Source organism: Oscillochloris sp. ZM17-4 (assembly GCF_019599295.1).
GTDB lineage: Bacteria > Chloroflexota > Chloroflexia > Chloroflexales > Chloroflexaceae > Oscillochloris.
Window position 1 is genome coordinate 100137 of record NZ_JAIEWN010000007.1, and the last position, 19841, is coordinate 119977.

The window sequence follows — 19841 nt, forward strand, 5'->3', positions numbered from 1 at the left end:
CTATGTACGCGCCGCCTTCGCCCGAAGTTCCACACACTCGCAGCGGCGCGCATACCACCTGATCACGGGGCCATGCCGCTCGGGAGATCCACTAGGCTCATCAATTGCACAAGAGCCCCCAGCCGCCGTGTATCTGGCAGAGCGCGCTCGGTCTGATCTACCTCCAGCTGAAGCTGCGAGTAGCCGGGTGGCACAGCCACCAGAAGGCGATAGGTGCGATAGGCGGGGGCGATGGGAATTGTGCCGATAGCGACGGGGGCTACGGCGGCCTGCCGCAGCGATACGGCGACGGATTTGGAGGAATCATACGAGCGCATGCGCAGCTCGAACTGGGTAGTTCGGGTAGATGGGTACGGGTTAAACACAGAGATCGTCGCCCTTTTGCTCGTCCACTGCCAGCGATCCGCACCCACGCGCTCTAACTCATACCAGCCCGTGTCGAGCGCGATCGTTATCTGCGGCTGCGCCAGGGTCGGCCGCTGATAGAGCGTTGTCTGATCATCGGTGTAGGCGAGCACGAAGCGCTTAGCAAGCTGATCTGCGATTCGCTCATACCTTGAGCTAAGCAGATCGCGGTGAACCAAGATATAGTCGATATTTTGTGCGCTCATCGCCGAGATCAACGATTGCAGCCAGTCATCGCTCAGGATAGTCGGCTCTGATTTGCCAAACCAAACCATTGAGATACCATCCACCCGATTAAAAGGGTATTCCGGCGTGCGCGCCATATAGCTCCCGATCAGCGGCCGGCGGTGGGTGATCTGGGCAAAGAGCGGGCCGGATTGATCCATCTGAAACGGCATCTCAAGGATAGCGCCGGAGCCGGGCGGGATCGCACTGTAGACCGGCGGAAGATGATATGTCACCCCAGGAACGGGAACCGGGAGAAGATCAATTATCAGCAAACCAACGAGCGCGCCGAGCAGCACGATCCTCCCGCTGGGCCGGGATCTGGCGAGCAGCCACTGTATACCAAAGGCTGCGAGCAGACACAGATGAACCGCAGCAATAACAATAAAGTGGTTTGGCCGCTGCCCAGATCGGACACCTGGCAGAAGGTTGAGCAGTACATATGGCAGCGGAATGGAGGTAGTATGATCGTTCCAGACAAGCCAGGGGCCCAGGGCAAGCAGCATGCTGCTGATAACCAGCACGCTATGCAGGCGCGCCTGCCGCTGGCGAAACAGCGCGACCGCCCCGATAATCGCGAGGGGCCAGATCAGGGTGCCGAGCGAGATATTCACCATGACCGCCCCTGGATGCAGGTACGACTGGATCGCCACAACCGCATCGCCCCACAGCGGATGGTGCGGGCTTGGCAGGAAAAAATCTAGCGGCGTCGCGGAGTGCAAGATCTGGCGTATGTCGCCTCCATTCTCAGGGCCAGTATCATTCAGGATCTCCCGAATCTGCGAGAGCAACAGGATTATAGGTGGCAGCGCGATCACGATCAGCCGCCCGGCCAGGCGCAACACCTCACGATACGGTGGCCGATACACTAACACAAACACAGCGCTGAATAGGCCAATATATACTAATGCAAAAAAACCATAGTACAGGCTCGTTAAGAGAATCCACACGATCAGCAGGCCGCTCATAAGCGCGGCAATCCAGGATTTCCTACTGCTACTATAGAATAAGCCGAGGGTCAGGAGCGGAAAGTACTGGATGCTCATAATCTCAAGCTGGCCATCAAAGAGCTTGCCCACATGAAACGACGAGAATGCGTAGATCATCGCTGCGCAGCCTGCGCCCACCGGGGAGCCAGTCAGCACACGGGCCAGCCAATACATCGCCAGCGCGCTACAGACAAAGCTGGCCATTGCCACAGCATTGTAGGCGGCCACCGGCCCGAATCCATAGGTGACCGGCAGCGCGAGCAGCCCATTCGTGATATTTAAGGTCTGCCAAAATAGATTGATCTGTAGCGGATAAAAGATGCTATCGGTCAAGAAGGGGTTTGTGCCGCGCCGGAGCGCCTCTGCAGTCCACCAGAGCATCCAGACATTTTGATAGCCGTCATTGATACCTATATAGCCATCTGCGGCAACCACGCTATTCATCGAGCCCAGAACACGGATGAACAGCCAGCATGTGGCTATCACGCTGATGGCTGACACGAACAGCCATTCCCATATCGTCGCTCTCGTCTTGTGCGCGTCATGATGTGGCTGATTATTCTCATTACGGTGCGTCATGAAGCCTCTGTAGATTATGTGAAATCAGTCACACATATAATACTTATAGAGCACAGCCATTCATTGTAGAAAAAAGACATCCGGCTGTCAACTTCCGAGGGGACGCTGGCAGGGCTGCTGCAACGCCCTGGGGCTGGCCCCCATGCGCATCAACGTAAGCCCTGGCCCCCCCAGAATTTCTTGTTAGACATGGTTTGTCGCCAGCCGGTGGGGCTTGACCCAGCGCTTATTCGCGCTAACAACTTCTTTCAGCCCTCGCTGAAGCTGAAGGAGAAGCGGCAGACGGGCAAGGCCGTGCAGCGGATCTATCTGCCGGCCCAAACGCCCTTTGCGCGTCTGTGTGCCGCGTCCGTGCTGAGCGACGACGTGCGCGCACGGATGGACACGATCGTTGACGCGCTTGATCCGGTGCGCCTGCTCGCGCAGATCGGCCAGCTACAGGCGGCGCTGTGGTCACAAGCTCTTGTGCGGGATGGAGCCGCCAACGACCACGGCCCGCTGCCACCGGTGCGGTTTGTGGTCGAGGCAGATGGCGTGGGCGCTACACTGCCGCAGACGGAGGCCGCCGCACCACTGCTGCGCCACCAGAAGCGCGCCTACCATCGTGCAGAGACGGCGCTTCCGCGCTGGTGGCGGACACGGCTCGACCCCTTTGCGACGGTTTGGGCTGAGATTGAGCAGTGGCTGGAAGCCGCGCCGACGCGCACCGCCAAATCGCTCTTCGCGGAGCTCCAACAGCGCTATCCCGATCAGTATGCGCCAATGCAGCTGCGCACGCTCCAGCGGCGGATCGCCACGTGGCGCACGACGATGGTCACCACGTTTGATGACCACTGGCTCCAGGACGAGGTGCTGTCACCGGCGAACGTGCCGCGCCCCTTGGGCGTGGCCCGCACGGTGGTGCCGAATGGGGAGGAGTGATGTGCCGAATCTGGCGCATCTGGCAGGCCAGCCACACCATACGCAACAAGCAGCGTGCGTACGATCTTCGGTGAGGTATGGTAAGATCTCTCGTGAGGCAGCGATCCCCCCCATGGAAAAGAGCTTCCTTGGCTATTCTGGCTTAGCTTGATGCGTATAGGGGGCGGCGAAGCCGCCCCCACCCCCCCACCGGTTTAGGGGCGGACAGAAGGGGACGCTGGCACCTGCCAGCGGCATCTTTCGGTGGCCGCGGCGGTGTCCATGGATGACGATGGCGTGGCCCTACGGGCGGCATAGCGCTTGCAGCTTTCGCAAGCTAGTGCTATCATAACCTCAAACTTATCGACGATCTTCGGGGCAGGGTGAAATTCCCGATCGGTGGTACAGCCCACGAGCGTGTTGCGAGGCACGCATGATCCGGTGAGACTCCGGGGCCGACGGTTACAGTCCGGATGTAAAGGAGATCGTGCAGACGACGGGCGCACTGCGCGCACCTTTGGGGTGTGCTCCTGCGCACCGTGCTACCCGGTGTGGCGGCCACGGCCGCTGCGCTGACGTACCTGTCTGTCCGCCCCGAAGCCAATGGCCTCGGGGCATTTTGTTGCCCCAGGCCACGGAGCGACGGCTATGCAGCAGACCTTACCCATCCAGCGTATGACGACAGAGCCTGAGTCCCCGCAGCGGCGGCGGCTCAGCGCGCAGTGGGTCGGCCTGCCGGCGACGATCATCGGCCTGCTGGCGATCTGGCAGGCCGCGGTGAGCGTCGGCGGCTACCGCGCCTTCATCCTGCCCGCGCCGGGCCTGGTCCTGGAGCGGCTGGCGTCGGCGGCGACGAGCGGCATCCTCTGGCAGCACAGCTCGGCCACCCTGGTCGAGGCCCTGGGCGGCTTCGGGATCGCCCTCGCCCTCGGGCTGAGCCTGGGCTACGTGCTGGCCCACATCCCCTGGCTGGAGCGCGCCCTGTCCCCGGTGCTGGCGGCCAGCCAGTCGGTGCCGGTGCTGGCGGTGGCCCCGCTGATCATCCTCTGGTTCGGCCCGGGCCTCCAGTCGAAGCTGCTGATCGCCGCCCTGATCACCTTCCTGCCCATCCTGCTCAGCACGGTGATCGCCCTGCGCGGCATCCCGCGCGAGCTGCGCGAGATGGCCCTGATCAGCGGGGCCAGCCGCTGGCAGATGCTGCGCTATGTCGAGGCCTACCTGGCCCTGCCGGTGATCTTCGGCGGGGTGCGCACCGGGCTGGCCCTGGCCACCACCGGGGCCGTGGTGGGCGAGTTTGTGGCCGGGCGCGATGGCCTCGGCGCGCTGATCAATATCGCCCGCGGGCTCTTCGACACGCCCCTGATCTTCGTGGCCCTGATCACCCTGGCCGCGATCACCCTCGGCCTCTACCTGATCGCCACGCTGCTGGAGCGGCTGCTGGTGACATGGGAGGCGTGAGGAGTTTTGCGGAGAGGGACAAGCCCTCTCCGCAAGACTCCGACATCAAGGATGGAAAGAGGTTTTTGCGGAGAGGGACAAGCCCTCTCCGCGCCTCTCCCAATAAAGGAGTGCATTGTGCTCAACCGTCTTCTGCTGATCGCGACGTTGGCCCTGACTCTGGCGGCCTGCGGGGCTACGCCCGCCGCGCCCGCTGCGACAAATGCCCCTGCTGCGACAAATGCCCCCGCCACAGAGCTGCGCAAGGTGACCCTGGCCATGTCCTATATCCCCAACGTCCAGTTCGCGCCCTACTATGTGGCCGCCGCCAAGGGCTACTACAAAGATGCCGGGATCGAGGTCGTCTTCGACTACAACTTCGAGAACGACGTCGTCCAGCGCGCCGCCTCCTGGCCCGAGAGCAAGGTCGAGTTCGCTACGGCCAGCGGCACCTCGACGCTGCTCGCCCGCCAGCAGGGCCTGCCGGTGAAGACGGTCGATACGCTCTACCAGCAGTTCCCGGTGGTCTTCTTCGCCAAGTCGTCCACCGGGCTGAAGAGCGTGGACGACCTGAAGGGCAAGACGGTCGGCATCCCGGGGCGCTTCGGCGAGAGCCTCTACGCCCTGATGGCCGTGCTCTACGCCAACAAGCTCGACGAGAGCGCCATGACGGTGCAGGAGATCGGCTTCACCCAGGCCCAGACCGTGCTTGAGGATAAGGTCCAGGTGGCGATCGGCTACGCTATGAATGAGCCAGTCATCCTGCGCCAGCAGGGCGAGCAGGTGGACGTGCTGCGCGTCGCCGATATCTACGACCTGGCGGCCAACGGGATCGTCGCCAGCGAGGCGCTCATCCAGCAGGACCCGCAGCTGGTGCGCGGATTCATCATGGCCTCGCTGCGCGGCCTGAGGGACACCCTGGACAACCCTGACGAGGCCTACACCACCAGCCTCACCTTCATCCCCGAGGCCCAGCTGGGCGACCCCACGCTCCAGCGCCAGGTGCTCCAGGAGAGCCTGCCCTACTGGTCGAGCGCCAAGACCGCCAGCGAGGGGCTCGGCTTCACCGACGCCGACCTCTGGGCGAAGACCGAGCAGTTCATGCGCGACGCCAAGATCCTGGCCGGGCCGGTCGATGTGAGCGCGGCCTTCACCAACGAGTTCATTAAGTAATTCTCTATACATAGACAAAAAGGCCAGCTTCGCTGGCCTTTTTGTCTATGTATAGAGAATTTATGCGGAATCCTTGACGTGAGGTCATAGTGGCGGTACACTATTGATTGACTGGTCAATCAATAGTGTACGGAGACGCGCTATGCCGCCACGCGATGAGCAAGACTACGAGGAACGACGCCAGCAGATCATCGATGGCGCCCTGGAGGCATTCGCCGCAAAAGGCTTCGACGGAGCCTCGAACAAAGATATTGCCGAGGCGGCCAAGATCGGCTCGCCGGGGCTGATCTACCACTACTTCAAGGATAAGGTCGATCTGCTGCACCAGGTGGTGCTCCAGCGCATGGCGCTGATCAAGATCATGGACTCGGCCGAGACGATGCTGGATCAGCCACCGGAGCAGGCGCTGCCCGAGCTGGCGGACAAGCTGCTGGAAGCGCTCACCCTATGGCCAACGCTGGCGATCGCCCGCGTCGTGCTCGCCGAGTCGATACGTAACAAGCGGGTGGCGCACATGGTCAGCGAGATCGGCCCCGGGCGCGGGCTGGGCATCCTGGCAACCTACCTGGAGCGCCAGATGGACGCCGGGAAGATCCGCCGCATGAACCCGCAGATCGCCGCGCGCATGCTGGTCGGCCCGATCCTCGCCTACGCCCTCACCAACTATATCTTCGAGCAGCCCGAGATCCAGGACGTCTCACCCAGGGAGATGGCCGACCAGACGATCCAGGGCTTCCTGCGCGCGATGGCGATTGACGCGTAAGACAAGGGTACAGGGTACAGGGTACAGGTGGAGTGCATCAACAAGCGATACGTGCCACCAAACTATCAAGCTGGTTTGACCTTGCCTAAGGGCGCTGCGTCGCCCTTACAGTGGCGATAGCTGATGCCCCGCGGCCTGGAGCGCGGACACGGCCGCCTCCAGGTCGTCGGCGCGCACCAGCAGGTAGTCGGTGTCGTAGGTGGACACGGCGAAGATCGAGACGCCGGCCTCGGCCAGGGGCGCGGCCAGTGATGCCAGCACCCCGACCAGGCTGAAGTCGAGGGTGCCGGCCACGCGCATGGCCCGCCAGCCCCGGCTCAGCACGGCCGCGCCCACGTCGGCGGGCAGGCCATCCTCGGCGCAGACCAGCGACAGCTCCTCGGCGCTGCGGGTGAGCGACCAGAGCCCCGCGCCGGCGCCCCAGGTGGGGGCCTCGGCGGCGGCGGGCAGCCGGCAGACGGCGTAGCCCTCGGGCAGCAGCAGCAGCTCCATGCGTCTCCCCCCTACCTCAGCACCGCCTCCAGGGCGGCGCTCAGCCCCTGCATGCGCCGGCGGTTCACCCCCAGGTCGCTCTCGCCCAGGCGCGCGGCCGAGCGGAAGTGGATCAGGCCGGCGGCCTCGTCCACATAGAACTCGACATCGTCGGGGTAGCCCATGGTGGGCGAGCGGAAGACGGCGTGCAGGTACGGCCCCTCGGAGGTCACGATCTCGGCGCGCGGCTCGGCGGCCACCAGCTCGGCGATGCTCGTGATGGCCGAGGCCGCCGGGCCGCCGTAGGTGATCGGCTGCATAGCGTGCTCCCGGTCGGCCGGGTCGGCCTGGGTGGAGACACAGTTGGGGCTGGCGGGGCAGGGCGCCAGACGGCCATCGCGCACGCCGAGGCCGTCGGGCGCGCCGACCACGCGCGCGGCCACAAACAGCGCCCCCGTCCCTAGCGCGCCTAACGCGGCGAGGCCGCCCACGGCCCCGATAATAAACTTCATGATCTTCGACATTGGTTATCCTCATCTATCTCCAGAGCTACGATTCAGTGTAGCACGATTCGTGTCACGCCAGCGCCTCGCACACCGATGCGGGCAGGGCTGTTGCACTGCCACCTCCCGGTGGGGGCGCGGGGGCGGCTTCGCCGCCCAAACCCACTATAAAACCGGGTCTGGGGCGAAGCCCCAGAGCTTTGTAACAACCACACCGATGCGGGATGGCAAAGCCATCCCGCATCGATGTGTGAGATTCACCGCCCGCCGCGCAGGCGGCCGGCGAGGCCGCTGTAGCGGTCCTGCACCTCGTGGTTGGCCACGGCCCGGGCCACGGCCCGCCGGTCGCCGGCGATCACGGCCAGCTGGCGCGCCCGCGTCACCGCCGTGTAGAGCAGGTTGCGCTGGAGCATGGCGTAGTGCTGCATGAGCATGGGCAGCACGATCGCGGGGTACTCGCCGCCTTGGCTCTTGTGGACGCTGAGGGCGTAGGCCAGGGCCAGCTCGTCGAGGATGGCGAAGTCGTAGGGCACGCTGCGTCCATCCTCGAACTGCACGTGCAGCTGCTCCTCGCCGTGATCGATCGCCGCCACCACGCCCACGTCACCGTTATACACGTCCAGGTCATAGTTATTGCGCTGCTGGATGACCCGGTCGCCGGTGCGGAAGAGGCTCATGCCGAAGCGCTTCTCGATCTTGCCGGGCGCCTCAGGGTTGAGCGCCTCCTGGAGCAGCTTGTTGAGCTGGAGCACGCCGGCCGGCCCCTTGTGGGTGGGCGAGAGCACCTGGATGTCGCGGCGCGGGTCGAGCCCGAAGCGGCGCGGGATGCGCTCGGCCACCAGCTCCACCACCATCTGGGCGCAGCGCTCGGCCTCGGCGGCGGCGAAGAAGAAGAAGTCGCTGTGGCCCGAGAACTCGGGCGGCTCGCCGAGGTTGATCCGGCGGGCGCTCTCGGCGATCCCGCTGCCGGCGGCCTGGCGGAAGATCTCGTGCAGGTGGACGCTGGGCACCGCCCCGCTGTCGAGCAGGTCACGCAGCACCCGGCCGGGGCCGACGCTCGGCAGCTGGTCGGCGTCGCCCACCAGCAGCAGGTGGGCCTGGGGCGGCAGGGCCTTGAGCAGATGGTTGGCCAGGAGCACATCGAGCATGCTGACCTCATCGATCACCAGCAGGTCGCACTCCAGGGGCCAGTCGGCGTTGCGGCGGAACAGGCCGCTGGCGCCGGGGGCGTACTCCAGCAGGCGGTGGATGGTGCGCGCGGGCGCGCCGGTGGCCTCGGTGAGCCGCTTGGCGGCCCGCCCGGTGGGCGAGGCCAGCAGGCAGCGGTAGCCCCTGGCGGCCAGCAGCACCGTCACCGCGCGCAGGGTCATCGTCTTGCCGGTGCCGGGGCCGCCGGTGAGCACGCTCACCTTGGAGGTCAGGGCCATGCGCACGGCGTCCTGCTGACGCTCGCTCAGGCGGATCTCGCGCCGCTCGGCGAGGTGCGCGAAGACGTCGCCCCAGCGGGCCTGGGCGTAGAAGCCGGCGATGTCCGAGGGCGCGCGGGCCTGGCGAATGATCGCGGCGGCCACGCCGGTCTCGGCCATGGCGAGCGGGGGCAGGTAAATTGCAGATTGCAGATTGTAGATTGTAGATTGCGAGCCCGGCTCTCCATCAACCTGCAATCTGCAATCTGCAATCTGCAATTGAAGCCCCTCGGCGGCCAGATCCTCTGTGATGTCGAGGATATCCGTAGCGCGGCGGGTCAACTCCCCGGCGGGCAGGTAGCAGTGGCCGTCGTCGGTGGCCTGGCCGAGGGTGTGGCGCAGGCCGGCGCCGATGCGCTGGGGGTCGTCGGGGGCCACGCCGAGGCCGGCGGCGATCTTGTCGGCGGTGAGGAAGCCGATGCCGTAGACCTCATCGGCCAGGCGGTAGGGCGTGTCGCGCACCACGGCCATGGCGGCGTCGCCGTACTGCTTGTAGATGCGGACGGCCAGGCCGGTGGGCAGGCCAAGATCCTGGAGGAAGAGCATGACCTCCTTGATCTGCTGCTGGGAGCGCCAGGCGGCCTTGATCACCTCGACCTTGCGCCGCCCCAGGCCGGGCACCTCGACCAGCCGGTCGGGCTCGCGGTCGAGCACGTCCAGCGTGTACTTGCCGAAGGTCTCGGTGATCTTCTTGGCGGTGGAGGGGCCGACGCCCTTGATCAGGCCGCTGCCGAGGTAGCGGCGCATGCCGTCGATGGTGGCCGGCATGAGCGTGTGGTAGCCGCTCACCAGGAACTGGCGGCCGTGCTCGCGGTGCTCCTGCCACTCGCCCTCAAGCGAGAGCGTCTCGCCGGGGCGCACGCCGATCAGCTTGCCGACGATCGTCACCAGGTAGGCCTTGCCGCTGGGGGTCAGGCGGGCCACCAGGTAGCCGTCGTCGTCGCTCTGGAAGGTGATCCGTTCGAGGGTGCCCTCTAAAAGCATTGCAGATTGCAGATTGCAGATTGCAGATTGGCGCTACCTGGCAGTATACCCGATTATTTTAGCGGTGCCCCGCTGGCGGGTGCGACGGACGGGCGGAGGGCGGTCAATCCGGTTTCGGTTCACCGAACGCACATGGGCTTCAGCCCCCCGCCGGGCGACGCCGCACAGCGTGACTTCTGCGGTGTTGCGCTCAGGCGTATGTTGGCGCAGCCGCACGCGGGGCCTGGGGGGCAGGCCCGGGCGGTACAAACTGTGTTGCTGGAGCTGCATCCAGCCAGGCCACGCTTCGCCGATCAGGGGGCCGGCGACGCCCCTGCGGTAAGCGTGAACGTATCCAGGTCGGCGACGCCAAAGCGCTGCCCGTCGGTGCGGAACCTGATCGTGTGCGATCCTGCCGCAATCCTCCCGAGGTCAATTGGCGCAGTCGTGACGAACTGATCCCAGCTTTTCTGGTCGATCGGGTTGAAGGTCGCCCTTGGGGCCGGCTCATCGTCAAGGTAGACCAGGATGGGGACGGTCGCCGGGCTGTCTTTGGAGTAGCGCACCTGCAGCAACAGGTGATCGACATCGGGCAGCGTGATATCCCCGTAGCTTACGGAGCCAGGCTGCGCCGGCCATGGGGCCGTGCTGGCTGCGCCAAACTGCCCATAAACATACCCATCCGACGCGTGTGATCGGGCGATGTTCACACCTACGCTGCTCTGAGTCACCGCCTCACCCTCGCGCGTGTAGGCCCAGGGCGTCGACGCGCGCGGCCAGAGCCAGTACCCGCCCAGGGCCAGCCCCACGCACGCCACCAGTATGCCGACAGCTGGTAGGCGCACCGCCCCGGCGCGGCGCGGGGGCGACCGCAACACCGGCGCGGCGGGCGCCGAAGTCCTCGGCAGATGGATTGTCGGCGTAGCGACAAGCGGCTGGCCGTTGAGCACATCGCGCAGGTCGGCCGCCATCTGCTGCGGGGTCTGGTAGCGGTCGTCAGGATCTGCGCGGGTGGCGCGCTGGATCACCTCGGCGATGCCCTGGCTGGCCTGCGCAGACACGGCGGGCAGCGATGGCGGGCCGGGCGGGGCCGGGTGCGGACAATCCTCATCCGTCAGCATCTCCCAGATACCGATGCCCAGCGCGTAGAGATCTGTCCGCACATCCACCGGATTCCTGATATCCCGCTGCTCGGGGGGCATATAGTCCCATGTGCCGGGGTGGGGGCCGCCGAGCTGCGTGGTGGGCTGCCCGGCGCGCCGCTTATCCAGATCCTTGGCGATCCCGAAGTCGCCAAGCTTCACTGCTGTGATCTGGCCCTGCTCATCCGTAAAGAGCAAGCTGTTCGAGGGCTTGACATCGCGGTGGGCGAACCTGCTGGCGGACACCGCCCCCAGGGCGGCGCAGATATCAAGGGCGATGCGGATGGCCTGTGGCTCCGGCAGCGGGCCACAGCTGCGCAGGTGGTCGGCGAGCGACCCGCCATTGGCATACTCCATAATCAGGTACTGCTCGTGGGTCAGCGGGTCTTCTGGCTCAAGATGGTAGACCCGGATAATGTTGGGGTGGTTGAGGATCGTGTGAAGCCGCACCTCTTTTTTAAAGCTATCGATGCACTCCTGATGTGATGAGCGCGCCTCTTTCACCGCAACCACGCGCCCCATATTATCGACGGCGCGGTAGACCATCCCGCACGCCCCCTTGCCAATCAGTGCGATCTGGGTGTATTTGCCGGATTGGGCCAAGTAGCTATCTGGGAACGCCATGCCCGCACCCCCTCTGCGCTGCGGTCGATCATTGCCCCCATTCTACTCGGTGGCGTTGTCACATGGTAGTTGGCATTGGCTTGGCGAATCCTTGCAGAAACCTGATATGCACGAGGTTCGCAGACAGAGCCCCTCCCCGCGGATCGTCTCGATCAGCGCCAGGCCCCCGCTCGCCTCGCTGATCTCCCTCCGGATACGCGATAGGATCGAATTCAAGGACTCTCTTCGGATCGAGTACTCATCGGGGTCGCTGCGCAGCTTCGCAAGGTATGCCTGTACCAGCTCAGGGGTACGTGGATCTGGCGCCCAGATCGTGGCCAGGATGTCTGCATAGGGGCAGATCTGATTTTTTTTGCTGTAGAGGTATTCCAGCAGCGCATACTCTTGCGGCCTAAAGCTCACCAGCTGGCCAAAGATCCTGAAGTGCGGCGGCGCGCAGCGCTCGATCTCCAGGCAGGTCGTGGCATTATCGAGATAGAACAGGATCGAGAAGTAGGGGTCTGCTGGGTCGGTCAGCACGCCGGGGATCTGGAAGCCATAGCCGCTCTGGAGGGCGCACTGATCGCCGAGCAGCAGGAGCTTCTCATAGAGGCGAATGCCCGTGCGCCCGCGCACATTCTTCAGGGTGTAGCTCGTCCCCTCGCCCGGCTTCGGCACGACGACAGCGGCGTGCTTGCGCGATACCTGTGGGAGGTCGAGATTGACCCCGGCCTCGCTCTCCTCCAGCCGACCGATGCTGATCTCGCCGTCGGTAAGCAGCACTCTGCGCCAGACCTTCAACGGCTCGGTCGAGCGGCGAATCTCAAGGTAGGCCTTGTCCTGCTCCATTGCAGTAGCTCCTCAGACAAATGTGGATCGCTGGAAGAGGTAGTCGCCGGCGCGGCGCAGGCTGACCGGCCGCAGGCGCGGCGGGGCGTCGGGGCTGAAGCCGACCCCCTCGACGAGGCTGGGGCGCGGCGGGCGGCCGGGCGGGCTGCCGATCACGATCGGGCTGATGGTGAGGAAGGTCTCGTCGATCATGCCGGCGGCGATCAGGGCGCCGTAGATTCTGGCCCCGCCCTCGCTGAGCAGGTGGCGCACGCCGTGGCGCGTCCGCAGCTCGGCCATGAGCGCGGCGAGGTCGACCGAGTCGCCGGGCGAGATGTGGTAGCTGAGGCCGGGGCGGTCGCCGAGGCTGGCGCGGGCGCGCGCGGCGCCGGCGGCGGTGGTGGCCAGCAGGGCGGGCTGCGGGTCGCCGCGCAGGGCGTCGGCGTCGGCCGGCAGGTCGCCGCTGGCGCTGGCGACGACCAGCAGGGGCACGGGGGCGCGGCCCTCGGCGGCGCGCAGCTCGGCGAAGGTGCGGGCGTCGTCGGGGAAGACCTGGCCGGGCGTCCAGAGGTGGCGGCGGGCCACGCGCAGGGTGCCGGAGCCGGTGATGATCGCGTCGGCGCGGGCGCGGAGCAGCGCCATGAGCCAGGTGTCGTGGCGGGAGTGGCGGCTGACATCGCCGCCGCCGGAGCGCCCCGGCTCATCGAAGGAGATCCGCCCGTCGTGGGAGGCCACAAAGTTGGTGAAGACGTATGGCCGTTGGGCGGGCGGGTCGGGCAGATGCCAGTCGCCGTCGTAGATCGCGCGGAGCGGCGCGGGGAGGCCGGGCCCGTCGCGGGGGCCATCGTCGAAGAGCAGGGTGTAGGGGGAGCCGGGGCCGAGGGGGGACATCGGCTAGAGCGAAGCGAGCTCGCCGATCCGGGTCAGCCCAGCGGCGGTGTGCTGGCCGATGCCGATCAGGAGCCGCGCGACATCGCGCTGGATGTAGAGGTCGGTGCGGGAGCCGAAGCGCACGGTGCCGAGGCGCGCCCCGGGCTCGACCGAGTCGCCGACCTGCACCTTGGAGCTGATCCGCCGGCCGAGCGGCCCGGCGATCTGCACCACCATCAGCAGCCCCCAGGCGGTGGTGATGCCAACATAGACCCGCTCATTGCGCTCGGCGGCCTCCGGGTCGCTCGCCGGGCGGTACTCGCCGGGCACGTGGGCGACATAGCCGATCACGCCGCCGGCGGGGCTGCGGCAGACGGGCACATCCAGGGGCGAGGTGTCCACCGCGATCCGGACACAGTCGGTGTGCAGGAAGCGGTGCTCGTAGATCTCATCGATCCGCAGGATGCTGCCGTCGGCGGGGGCGAAGATGGTGCCCGGGGCAGTCGGCGTCGTGCGCTCAGGGTCGCGGTAGAGGGCGGCGGCGAGCGCGGTGAGGGCGAGGGGGAGCGGGGCAAAGCGCGGGCGGAACCCGAGCGCTAGGCCCGTCAGCCCAAGGCCAAGGCCAAGCAGCGGCGTCGCCTCGGCGTCGAAGCCGGGGATGTGCGACGCGCGATCTTTGGCGACACTCTGCTGGGGCGCTGACTCTGGCGTGTGCGGTTCCATAGCACTGATTCTAGCATGGCTACTGGCCAAATGCAACCACTGGATCACGACGTAGCGCTACGTCATTGTCATCCAGCGCCGCCGCCGTGGGGCTGAAGCCCTCGGCTCTCTTTTTCCGAAGGCCGTCTACGCGGCCTCAGTCATGCCGCGTAGGCAGCCTTCGCAGACCATAGCCCGCGGCTTCAGCCGCCGGGCGACGCCGCACCGGGCGCGTGTTACGGAGGACGCGAAGGCGGCGGGCGCACCTGTGCCCGCCGCCTCCGCGTCCTCCGCCTCATTTTGCGTCCTTCGTGGTCACCCTTCGGCGAGCAGCGTGGCGATGTACTGGACCGTGGCCCGGCGGCCCTGGGGGTGCAGACGCCGCCAGAGCGAGAGCAGGTGGTCCTCATCGTTGCCGGCGGTGTGGGGCGATGTGGCGACCGACGCGGCGGGGGCGTCGGCGGGGATGGGCGCCATCGTCACGGAGTCAGTGGCGAGGGCCATCGCGCCTGCGGGCGGCGCCTCGGACTCGGCGGGCGCCTCGGGCTGGGCGAAGCTGCCGCCGCTCTCGGCCACCTGGTTCGCCACGATCATGCTCGCGATCTGCAGGCTATCGACCTGGAGCGCCATCACGAGCCGATTGGCCTGATCTGCGTCGGGCAGGGTCTGGCCGCTCAGGTAGTTGCGCAGCGCGCCGTCGCTGATCTTTGTCTCGCGGGTGAGCTTGGCCCGTGAGAATCGGCCCTCGATCTGGGACTCCAGCCACTCGTTGAACTTTGGCGCCGCCTCAGGCAGCAGATCCATCCGCCGGCGCACATCGTCCGACGAGATCCCCAGCGTCTGGCCGATGAGGTCGATCGTCTTCTGGCGCGGGCGCTGTGTCTTGCCGAGGATGAACTGGCGCAGTGAGATCGGGCCGACCCCTAGCGCCTCGGCGAAGTCGCTGATCGACTGGTCGCGCCCCATCGCGGCGTGGAAGAGCAGTACGGAAAGTGGCAATTTCTCAGGGTAGGATCCGCCAGTGGACATTTTCGGTCGCTCCTCTATCATCCATCATGCGTGAACTAAACCGATGGGATTCTGCGTCAATACCTGGGCCGCTGAGCTAGCTGGGCTATGTGGGCGGTTCAGGCTGTGTCTAACACGGGGTGAGTGACAGAGAACACTGAATCAGTGGCGCGCCCTACGATGATCGGACGGCCAATGCTGTCACATACAAGGTCGGCATAGTGTCTTAGATGTTGATACGTCCCTAATGCTGCGAAGTATAAATCTATTGAACTGCATTGTCAAGCATGCCTGCGCGTATCTTGCAGATTTCGTGAGATCTTACTGTGTTTCATATTGTTTTAGAAGATGGTGTGATTGATAGGGGCAGTTTTTGAGCGAAAGACCAGTGCGAAGAGCGGGTGCGGCGAGCAGATTTTGCCCGCGCAGCCGAGGGCCGGTGTGATACAATGTCATCAGGATGTGTGCCCCTCGCGTGCCCCGGTGTATTACCCGCGACTCTGAACTTGGGATAACCTGTGACCAGCAACCAAGCGCCATTTACGGTCGATGACCTCTATGATCTGGCCTGGCTGGAGGATGTGCGGCTCAGCCCAGATGGCCGCCACGTCGCCTTTGTGCAGGTGACGGTCAACCGTGTAGCGAACGGCTACCGCCGCGCAGTCTATCTGGCGCCCACGGGCGGCGGGCCGGCCCGCCGCTTTAGCGCCGGACTCCATCAGGATCGCCAGCCGCGCTGGAGCCCCGACGGGGGCCGGCTCGCCTTCGTCTCCTCCCGCGATGATACGGCCGGCCAGATCTATGTGATCCGCATGGATGGCGGCGAGGCCCAGCAGCTCACCGCGCTGCCCAACGGCGCGAGCGACCCGGCCTGGAGCCCCGACGGCCGGATGATCGCCTGCCTCTCGCAGGCACACGAGGAGGAGCGCCGCCGCGAGGACGCCGGCGAGCCCCCGCCGCCGCCGGCCGACGAGTGGGCCGCCACGCAGGCGAAGGCGCAGCGCGACCGCGACGAGGAGCGGCGTCACGACCCGCGCGTGGTGACGCGGCTGCCCTACCGCAGCGGCACCAGCTTCTTCGACGACCGCCGCCGCCATATCTACCTGGTGGATGTGCCCGAGGGCGATATCGATCAGCCCGCCGCCGCCCGCCGTATCACCCACGGCGACCTGCACCACGCCCCGCCGGCCTGGATGCCTGACGGCGCGAGCCTGCTCTCCACCGCCACCCGCGACCCTGAGGCCGACTCGCTCTTCGCCTACTACGATGTCCTGCGCGTCCCCGCCGACGGCGGGCCGGCCCAGACCCTCACCGCCGCCGGGCACTCCTACTTCGACCCGCAGCCCTCGCCCGACGGCACCCGGATCGCCTTCCGCCGCCTCCGCGAGGACCGTCTGCTCGCCGAGGGCAGCCAGGTGGCGATCATCCCCGCCGATGGCGGCGACCCTGAGGACCTCACATCGCACACCGACCTTGATGTCGATCAGTTCCACTGGCAGCCCGACGGCCAGGGGGTGCTCTTCGTGGCCGGGTGGCAGGGCGACGCCCATATCTACGCGATCGGCCTGCCCGGCACGCCCACCTTCCGCAATGGCGTCACCCTGGCCGGCGGCACACGCATCGTCGATGAGTTCTCCGTCGCCGGCGATGGCACGATCGCCTTTATCGCCGGGACGCCCGAGAACCCCTGTGACCTGTTCGTGCGCGCGCCCGACGGCGTCGAGCGCCAGATCACCCAGATCAACCGGGCGCTCCTCGACGCGCGCATCGTCGCGCCCACCGAGGAGATCCGCTACCAGGCCCCCGATGAGGCTGATGTGCAGGGCTGGGTGCTCTACCCGCCCGGCTTCGACCCGAGCCGGCAGTACCCGCTGGCCGTGCATATCCACGGCGGCCCGCACGTGATGTGGGGGCCGAGCATGCGCTCCATGTGGCACGAGTGGCAGGCCACCGCCGCCGCCGGCTATATCTGCTTCTTCTGCAACCCGCGCGGCAGCGACGGCTACGGCGAGCAGTGGCGCGACGCCATCCACAGTAGCTGGGGCGAGGCCGACCAGGGCGATATCCTCGCCGGCATCGACCTCCTGATCGCCCGCGGCCACGTCGACACCGAGCGCATCGCCGTGACCGGCGGCTCCTACGGCGGCTATATGACCACCTGGCTGATCAGCCACAGCGACCGCTTCCGCTGCGCGGTGGCCGCCCGCGGCGTCTACAACCTGCTCACCGAGCATAGCACCAGCGACGCCCACGAGCTGATCGAGATCGAGTTCAGCGGCTACCCCTGGGAGCTCTACGAGGAGCTGTGGGATCACTCGCCGCTGGCCCACGCCCACAAGATCAACACGCCGCTGCTGCTGCTCCATAGCGAGCGCGACTACCGCGTGCCGATCAGCGAGGCCGAGCAGCTCTTCGCCATCCTGCGCCGTCAGAAGAAGGTCGTCGAGCTGGTGCGCTACCCCCGTGAGGGCCACGAGCTGACCCGCACCGGCGAGCCCGACCATCGCGCCGACCACATGCGGCGCACGCTTGCCTGGTTTAACCGCTACTGCACGGAGACCGCACCATGAGCGAGCCGTCTGTCCGGCAGGACCCGCAGCAGTGGGATAACCTGCTCCCTGAGCAGGTTATCGACACCCTGATCTATGAGATCTACAACCCGGTGAGCCTGCTGGGCAGCCAGCTCAAGCGGCTCACCGACGACGATGACCCGATCTCCGAGGATGATTATGAGGCGATCTTCGAGCAGATGCACCAGGCGGTGCGGCAGCTCAGCCGTACGGTGGTGCATCTGAAGCGCTACCGCGAGGGCCAGAAGCAGCGCTAGCCTGAGTGTGCTGCCTGCTCGTGGGCATCACGCGCAGCGCCGGGGGACATCGTCCCCCGGCGCTGCGCGTTTCTAGTTTTACCGAAACTTTACAGAAAACTTAATCTGCGATCAAAAACCCCTGGTACTCTGATATCACCGTGATATCTAACCTATAGCCCCCGCGTCTTATATCCGCCGGCGACCGCCACGACGCGGCACAGCCGTACACATGCACGACCATGGTGTCGCGCATCTGGGATGGGGGCAATTGGCAGATGGCAGGCGCAATCTGGAGCGTCTGCAAGGTAATGGCTCAAAGGAGGAGCGGCATGCAATCAAGCTCAGCGCGGAAGGGTTCATCTGCCAAGGCGGATGAGGAGCGGGCCATCGGCTACTGGAAGGCGAACATCCAGCTTATCGGGATTCTGCTGGCGATCTGGGCGTTCGTCTCGTTCGGCCTCGGGTATTTGCTCGCCGGGCCATTGGGCGGTGTGAACATCGGCAATGTGCCCTTCCCCTTCTGGATGGTGCAGCAGGGCGCGATCATCGTCTTCGTCATTGAGATCTTCGTGTACGCCGTGATGATGGATGGGATCGACAAGAAGTTCGACGTTCACGAGTAGATCTGACTAGGCGAAGGAGCCATTGCCATGAGTGATGTTGGTCTGTGGACGACCGTGTTCGTCGTTCTGTCGTTTGGCCTGTACATCTATATCGGCTTCGCCGCGCGCGTGCGCGACACCAAGGGGTTCTACGTAGCAGGTCAGGGCGTGCCCGCCATCGCTAACGGCGCGGCCACCGCCGCCGACTGGATGAGCGCCGCGTCGTTCATCTCGATGGCCGGCCTGATCTCGACCATGGGCTTCGACGGCTCGGTCTACCTGCTGGGCTGGACGGGCGGCTATGTGCTGCTGGCGCTGCTGCTGGCGCCCTACCTGCGCAAGTTTAACAAGTACACGGTGCCTGACTTCGTGGGCGACCGCTACTACTCTAGCACCGCCCGCGTGGTGGCCGCCATCGCCGCCGTCTTCGTCTCGATGACCTACGTGGCCGGCCAGATGCGCGGCGTGGGCGTGGTGTTCAGCCGATTCCTCGGCCTCGACATCAACCTCGGCGTGGTCGTCGGTATGATCATCGTGGCCTTCTTCGCCGTGCTCGGCGGTATGAAGGGCATCACCTGGACGCAGGTGGCGCAGTACTCGGTGCTGATCCTGGCCTTCATCATCCCGGCGGTGGCGATCTCGCTGAAGCTCACCGGCAACCCCATCCCGCAGCTGGGCCTGATCTTCAGCGACATCGTGCCCAAGCTGAACGCGATCCAGATCGACCTGGGCTTCAAAGAGTACACCGAGCCCTTCCGCACGCGCTCGATGCTCGACGTGATCTGCATCACCTTCTCGCTGATGGCCGGCACCGCCGGCCTGCCCCACGTGATCGTGCGCTTCTACACGGTGCCGAACGTGCGCGCCGCCCGCTACTCGGCCGGCTACGCGCTGCTGTTCATCTCCTTCCTCTATCTGACCGCCCCGGCCCTGGCGATCTTCGCCCGCTACAACCTGATCAACGAGCTGAACAACAAGCCGCTCACCGAGATCCGGCAGCTGAGCTGGGTGCAGAGCTGGGAGGCCACCAAGCTGCTCGCCTTCGATGACAAGAACGGCGACGGCAAGGTTGAGCTGACGCCGGACACCAAGACCTCTGAGATCACGATCAACAACGACATCATTGTGCTGGCGACGCCCGAGGTGGCCGGCCTCTCGCCGATCATCATCGGCCTGGTGGCGGCCGGCGGCCTGGCTGCCGCGCTCTCGACGGCCTCCGGCCTGCTGCTGGTGGTGTCGAGCTCGGTGGCCCACGACATCTACTTCCGCCTGATCAACCCCAAGGCCAGCGAGTCCCAGCAGCTGCTGGTCGGCCGCGGCGTGATCTTCCTGGCGGTGATCGTGGCCGGCTACTTCGGCATCAACCCGCCCGGCTTCGTGGCCGAGGTGGTGGCCTTCGCCTT

Annotated in this window: 17 protein-coding genes and 1 riboswitch; of the genes, 8 read left to right on the forward strand and 9 right to left on the reverse strand. The window is 65.8% G+C overall.

The annotated features are described in order from the left end of the window. Nucleotides 1-62 precede the first annotated feature (62 nt). Nucleotides 63-2198 (reverse strand): hypothetical protein, encoded by a 2136-nt coding sequence (locus tag K2Z83_RS08135; RefSeq protein WP_220594675.1) that lies wholly within the window; start codon nucleotides 2196-2198, stop codon nucleotides 63-65. 294 nt (nucleotides 2199-2492) lie between these two features. Between K2Z83_RS08135 and K2Z83_RS08140 the strand changes: the two genes are divergently transcribed. From K2Z83_RS08140 to K2Z83_RS08155, 4 genes are all read left to right on the forward strand, one after another. Then, a complete protein-coding gene (locus K2Z83_RS08140) occupies nucleotides 2493-3119 on the forward strand; it encodes a hypothetical protein (protein ID WP_220594676.1) in 627 nt (208 codons plus the stop codon). A gap of 344 nt (nucleotides 3120-3463) precedes the next feature. Beyond that, nucleotides 3464-3588: riboswitch (FMN riboswitch) on the forward strand. Nucleotides 3589-3746: 158 nt separating this feature from the next. Further along, entirely contained in the window at nucleotides 3747-4556 is an 810-nt protein-coding gene (locus tag K2Z83_RS08145; protein ID WP_220594677.1) for an ABC transporter permease, read from the forward strand. Between the two features lie 117 nt (nucleotides 4557-4673). Continuing rightward, on the forward strand, nucleotides 4674-5708 hold the full coding sequence (locus tag K2Z83_RS08150) for an ABC transporter substrate-binding protein (RefSeq protein WP_370650102.1): 1035 nt from the start codon (nucleotides 4674-4676) through the stop codon (nucleotides 5706-5708). A gap of 142 nt (nucleotides 5709-5850) precedes the next feature. After that, nucleotides 5851-6471 carry a TetR/AcrR family transcriptional regulator gene (locus K2Z83_RS08155; protein WP_220594679.1) on the forward strand — a complete coding sequence of 207 codons (621 nt, stop codon included), beginning with the start codon at nucleotides 5851-5853 and terminating at the stop codon, nucleotides 6469-6471. A gap of 105 nt (nucleotides 6472-6576) precedes the next feature. Here K2Z83_RS08155 and K2Z83_RS08160 read toward each other — a convergent pair whose 3' ends face one another. The 8 genes from K2Z83_RS08160 to K2Z83_RS08195 all read right to left on the reverse strand — a co-directional run bounded on the left by K2Z83_RS08160 (nucleotide 6577) and on the right by K2Z83_RS08195 (nucleotide 15048). Next, nucleotides 6577-6963, reverse strand: a complete 387-nt coding sequence (locus K2Z83_RS08160) for an ACT domain-containing protein (protein ID WP_220594680.1) — start codon at nucleotides 6961-6963, stop codon at nucleotides 6577-6579. 11 nt (nucleotides 6964-6974) lie between these two features. Beyond that, nucleotides 6975-7466, reverse strand: a complete 492-nt coding sequence (locus K2Z83_RS08165; protein ID WP_220594681.1) for a DUF1499 domain-containing protein — start codon at nucleotides 7464-7466, stop codon at nucleotides 6975-6977. Between the two features lie 236 nt (nucleotides 7467-7702). After that, the gene (locus tag K2Z83_RS08170; protein WP_220594682.1) at nucleotides 7703-9895 is read right to left on the reverse strand and encodes an ATP-dependent RecD-like DNA helicase; all 2193 of its coding nucleotides are present in this window, start codon (nucleotides 9893-9895) and stop codon (nucleotides 7703-7705) included. A gap of 293 nt (nucleotides 9896-10188) precedes the next feature. Further along, a complete protein-coding gene (locus K2Z83_RS08175; RefSeq protein ID WP_220594683.1) occupies nucleotides 10189-11640 on the reverse strand; it encodes a serine/threonine-protein kinase in 1452 nt (483 codons plus the stop codon). Between the two features lie 42 nt (nucleotides 11641-11682). Next, on the reverse strand, nucleotides 11683-12468 hold the full coding sequence (locus K2Z83_RS08180) for a winged helix-turn-helix domain-containing protein (protein WP_220594684.1): 786 nt from the start codon (nucleotides 12466-12468) through the stop codon (nucleotides 11683-11685). A gap of 12 nt (nucleotides 12469-12480) precedes the next feature. Then, nucleotides 12481-13338 (reverse strand): dihydrofolate reductase family protein, encoded by an 858-nt coding sequence (locus K2Z83_RS08185; protein WP_220594685.1) that lies wholly within the window; start codon nucleotides 13336-13338, stop codon nucleotides 12481-12483. Between the two features lie 3 nt (nucleotides 13339-13341). Next, entirely contained in the window at nucleotides 13342-14040 is a 699-nt protein-coding gene (locus tag K2Z83_RS08190) for a phosphatidylserine decarboxylase (RefSeq protein ID WP_220594686.1), read from the reverse strand. 294 nt (nucleotides 14041-14334) lie between these two features. Further along, nucleotides 14335-15048 carry an XRE family transcriptional regulator gene (locus K2Z83_RS08195; RefSeq protein WP_220594687.1) on the reverse strand — a complete coding sequence of 238 codons (714 nt, stop codon included), beginning with the start codon at nucleotides 15046-15048 and terminating at the stop codon, nucleotides 14335-14337. A gap of 497 nt (nucleotides 15049-15545) precedes the next feature. On the opposite strand from K2Z83_RS08195, the gene K2Z83_RS08200 reads away from it, so the two are divergent. From K2Z83_RS08200 to K2Z83_RS08215, 4 genes are all read left to right on the forward strand, one after another. Further along, a complete protein-coding gene (locus K2Z83_RS08200; protein WP_220594688.1) occupies nucleotides 15546-17597 on the forward strand; it encodes a S9 family peptidase in 2052 nt (683 codons plus the stop codon). Beyond that, the gene (locus tag K2Z83_RS08205; protein ID WP_220594689.1) at nucleotides 17594-17854 is read left to right on the forward strand and encodes a hypothetical protein; all 261 of its coding nucleotides are present in this window, start codon (nucleotides 17594-17596) and stop codon (nucleotides 17852-17854) included. The genes K2Z83_RS08200 and K2Z83_RS08205 overlap by 4 nt, the downstream gene beginning before the upstream one ends. A gap of 311 nt (nucleotides 17855-18165) precedes the next feature. Then, nucleotides 18166-18459, forward strand: coding sequence for a DUF4212 domain-containing protein (locus K2Z83_RS08210; RefSeq protein WP_220594690.1), 294 nt, complete (start codon nucleotides 18166-18168; stop codon nucleotides 18457-18459). Nucleotides 18460-18486: 27 nt separating this feature from the next. Beyond that, nucleotides 18487-19841, forward strand: a 1355-nt coding sequence (locus tag K2Z83_RS08215; RefSeq protein ID WP_220594691.1) for a sodium:solute symporter family protein, incomplete at its 3' end; no start/stop codon positions are given.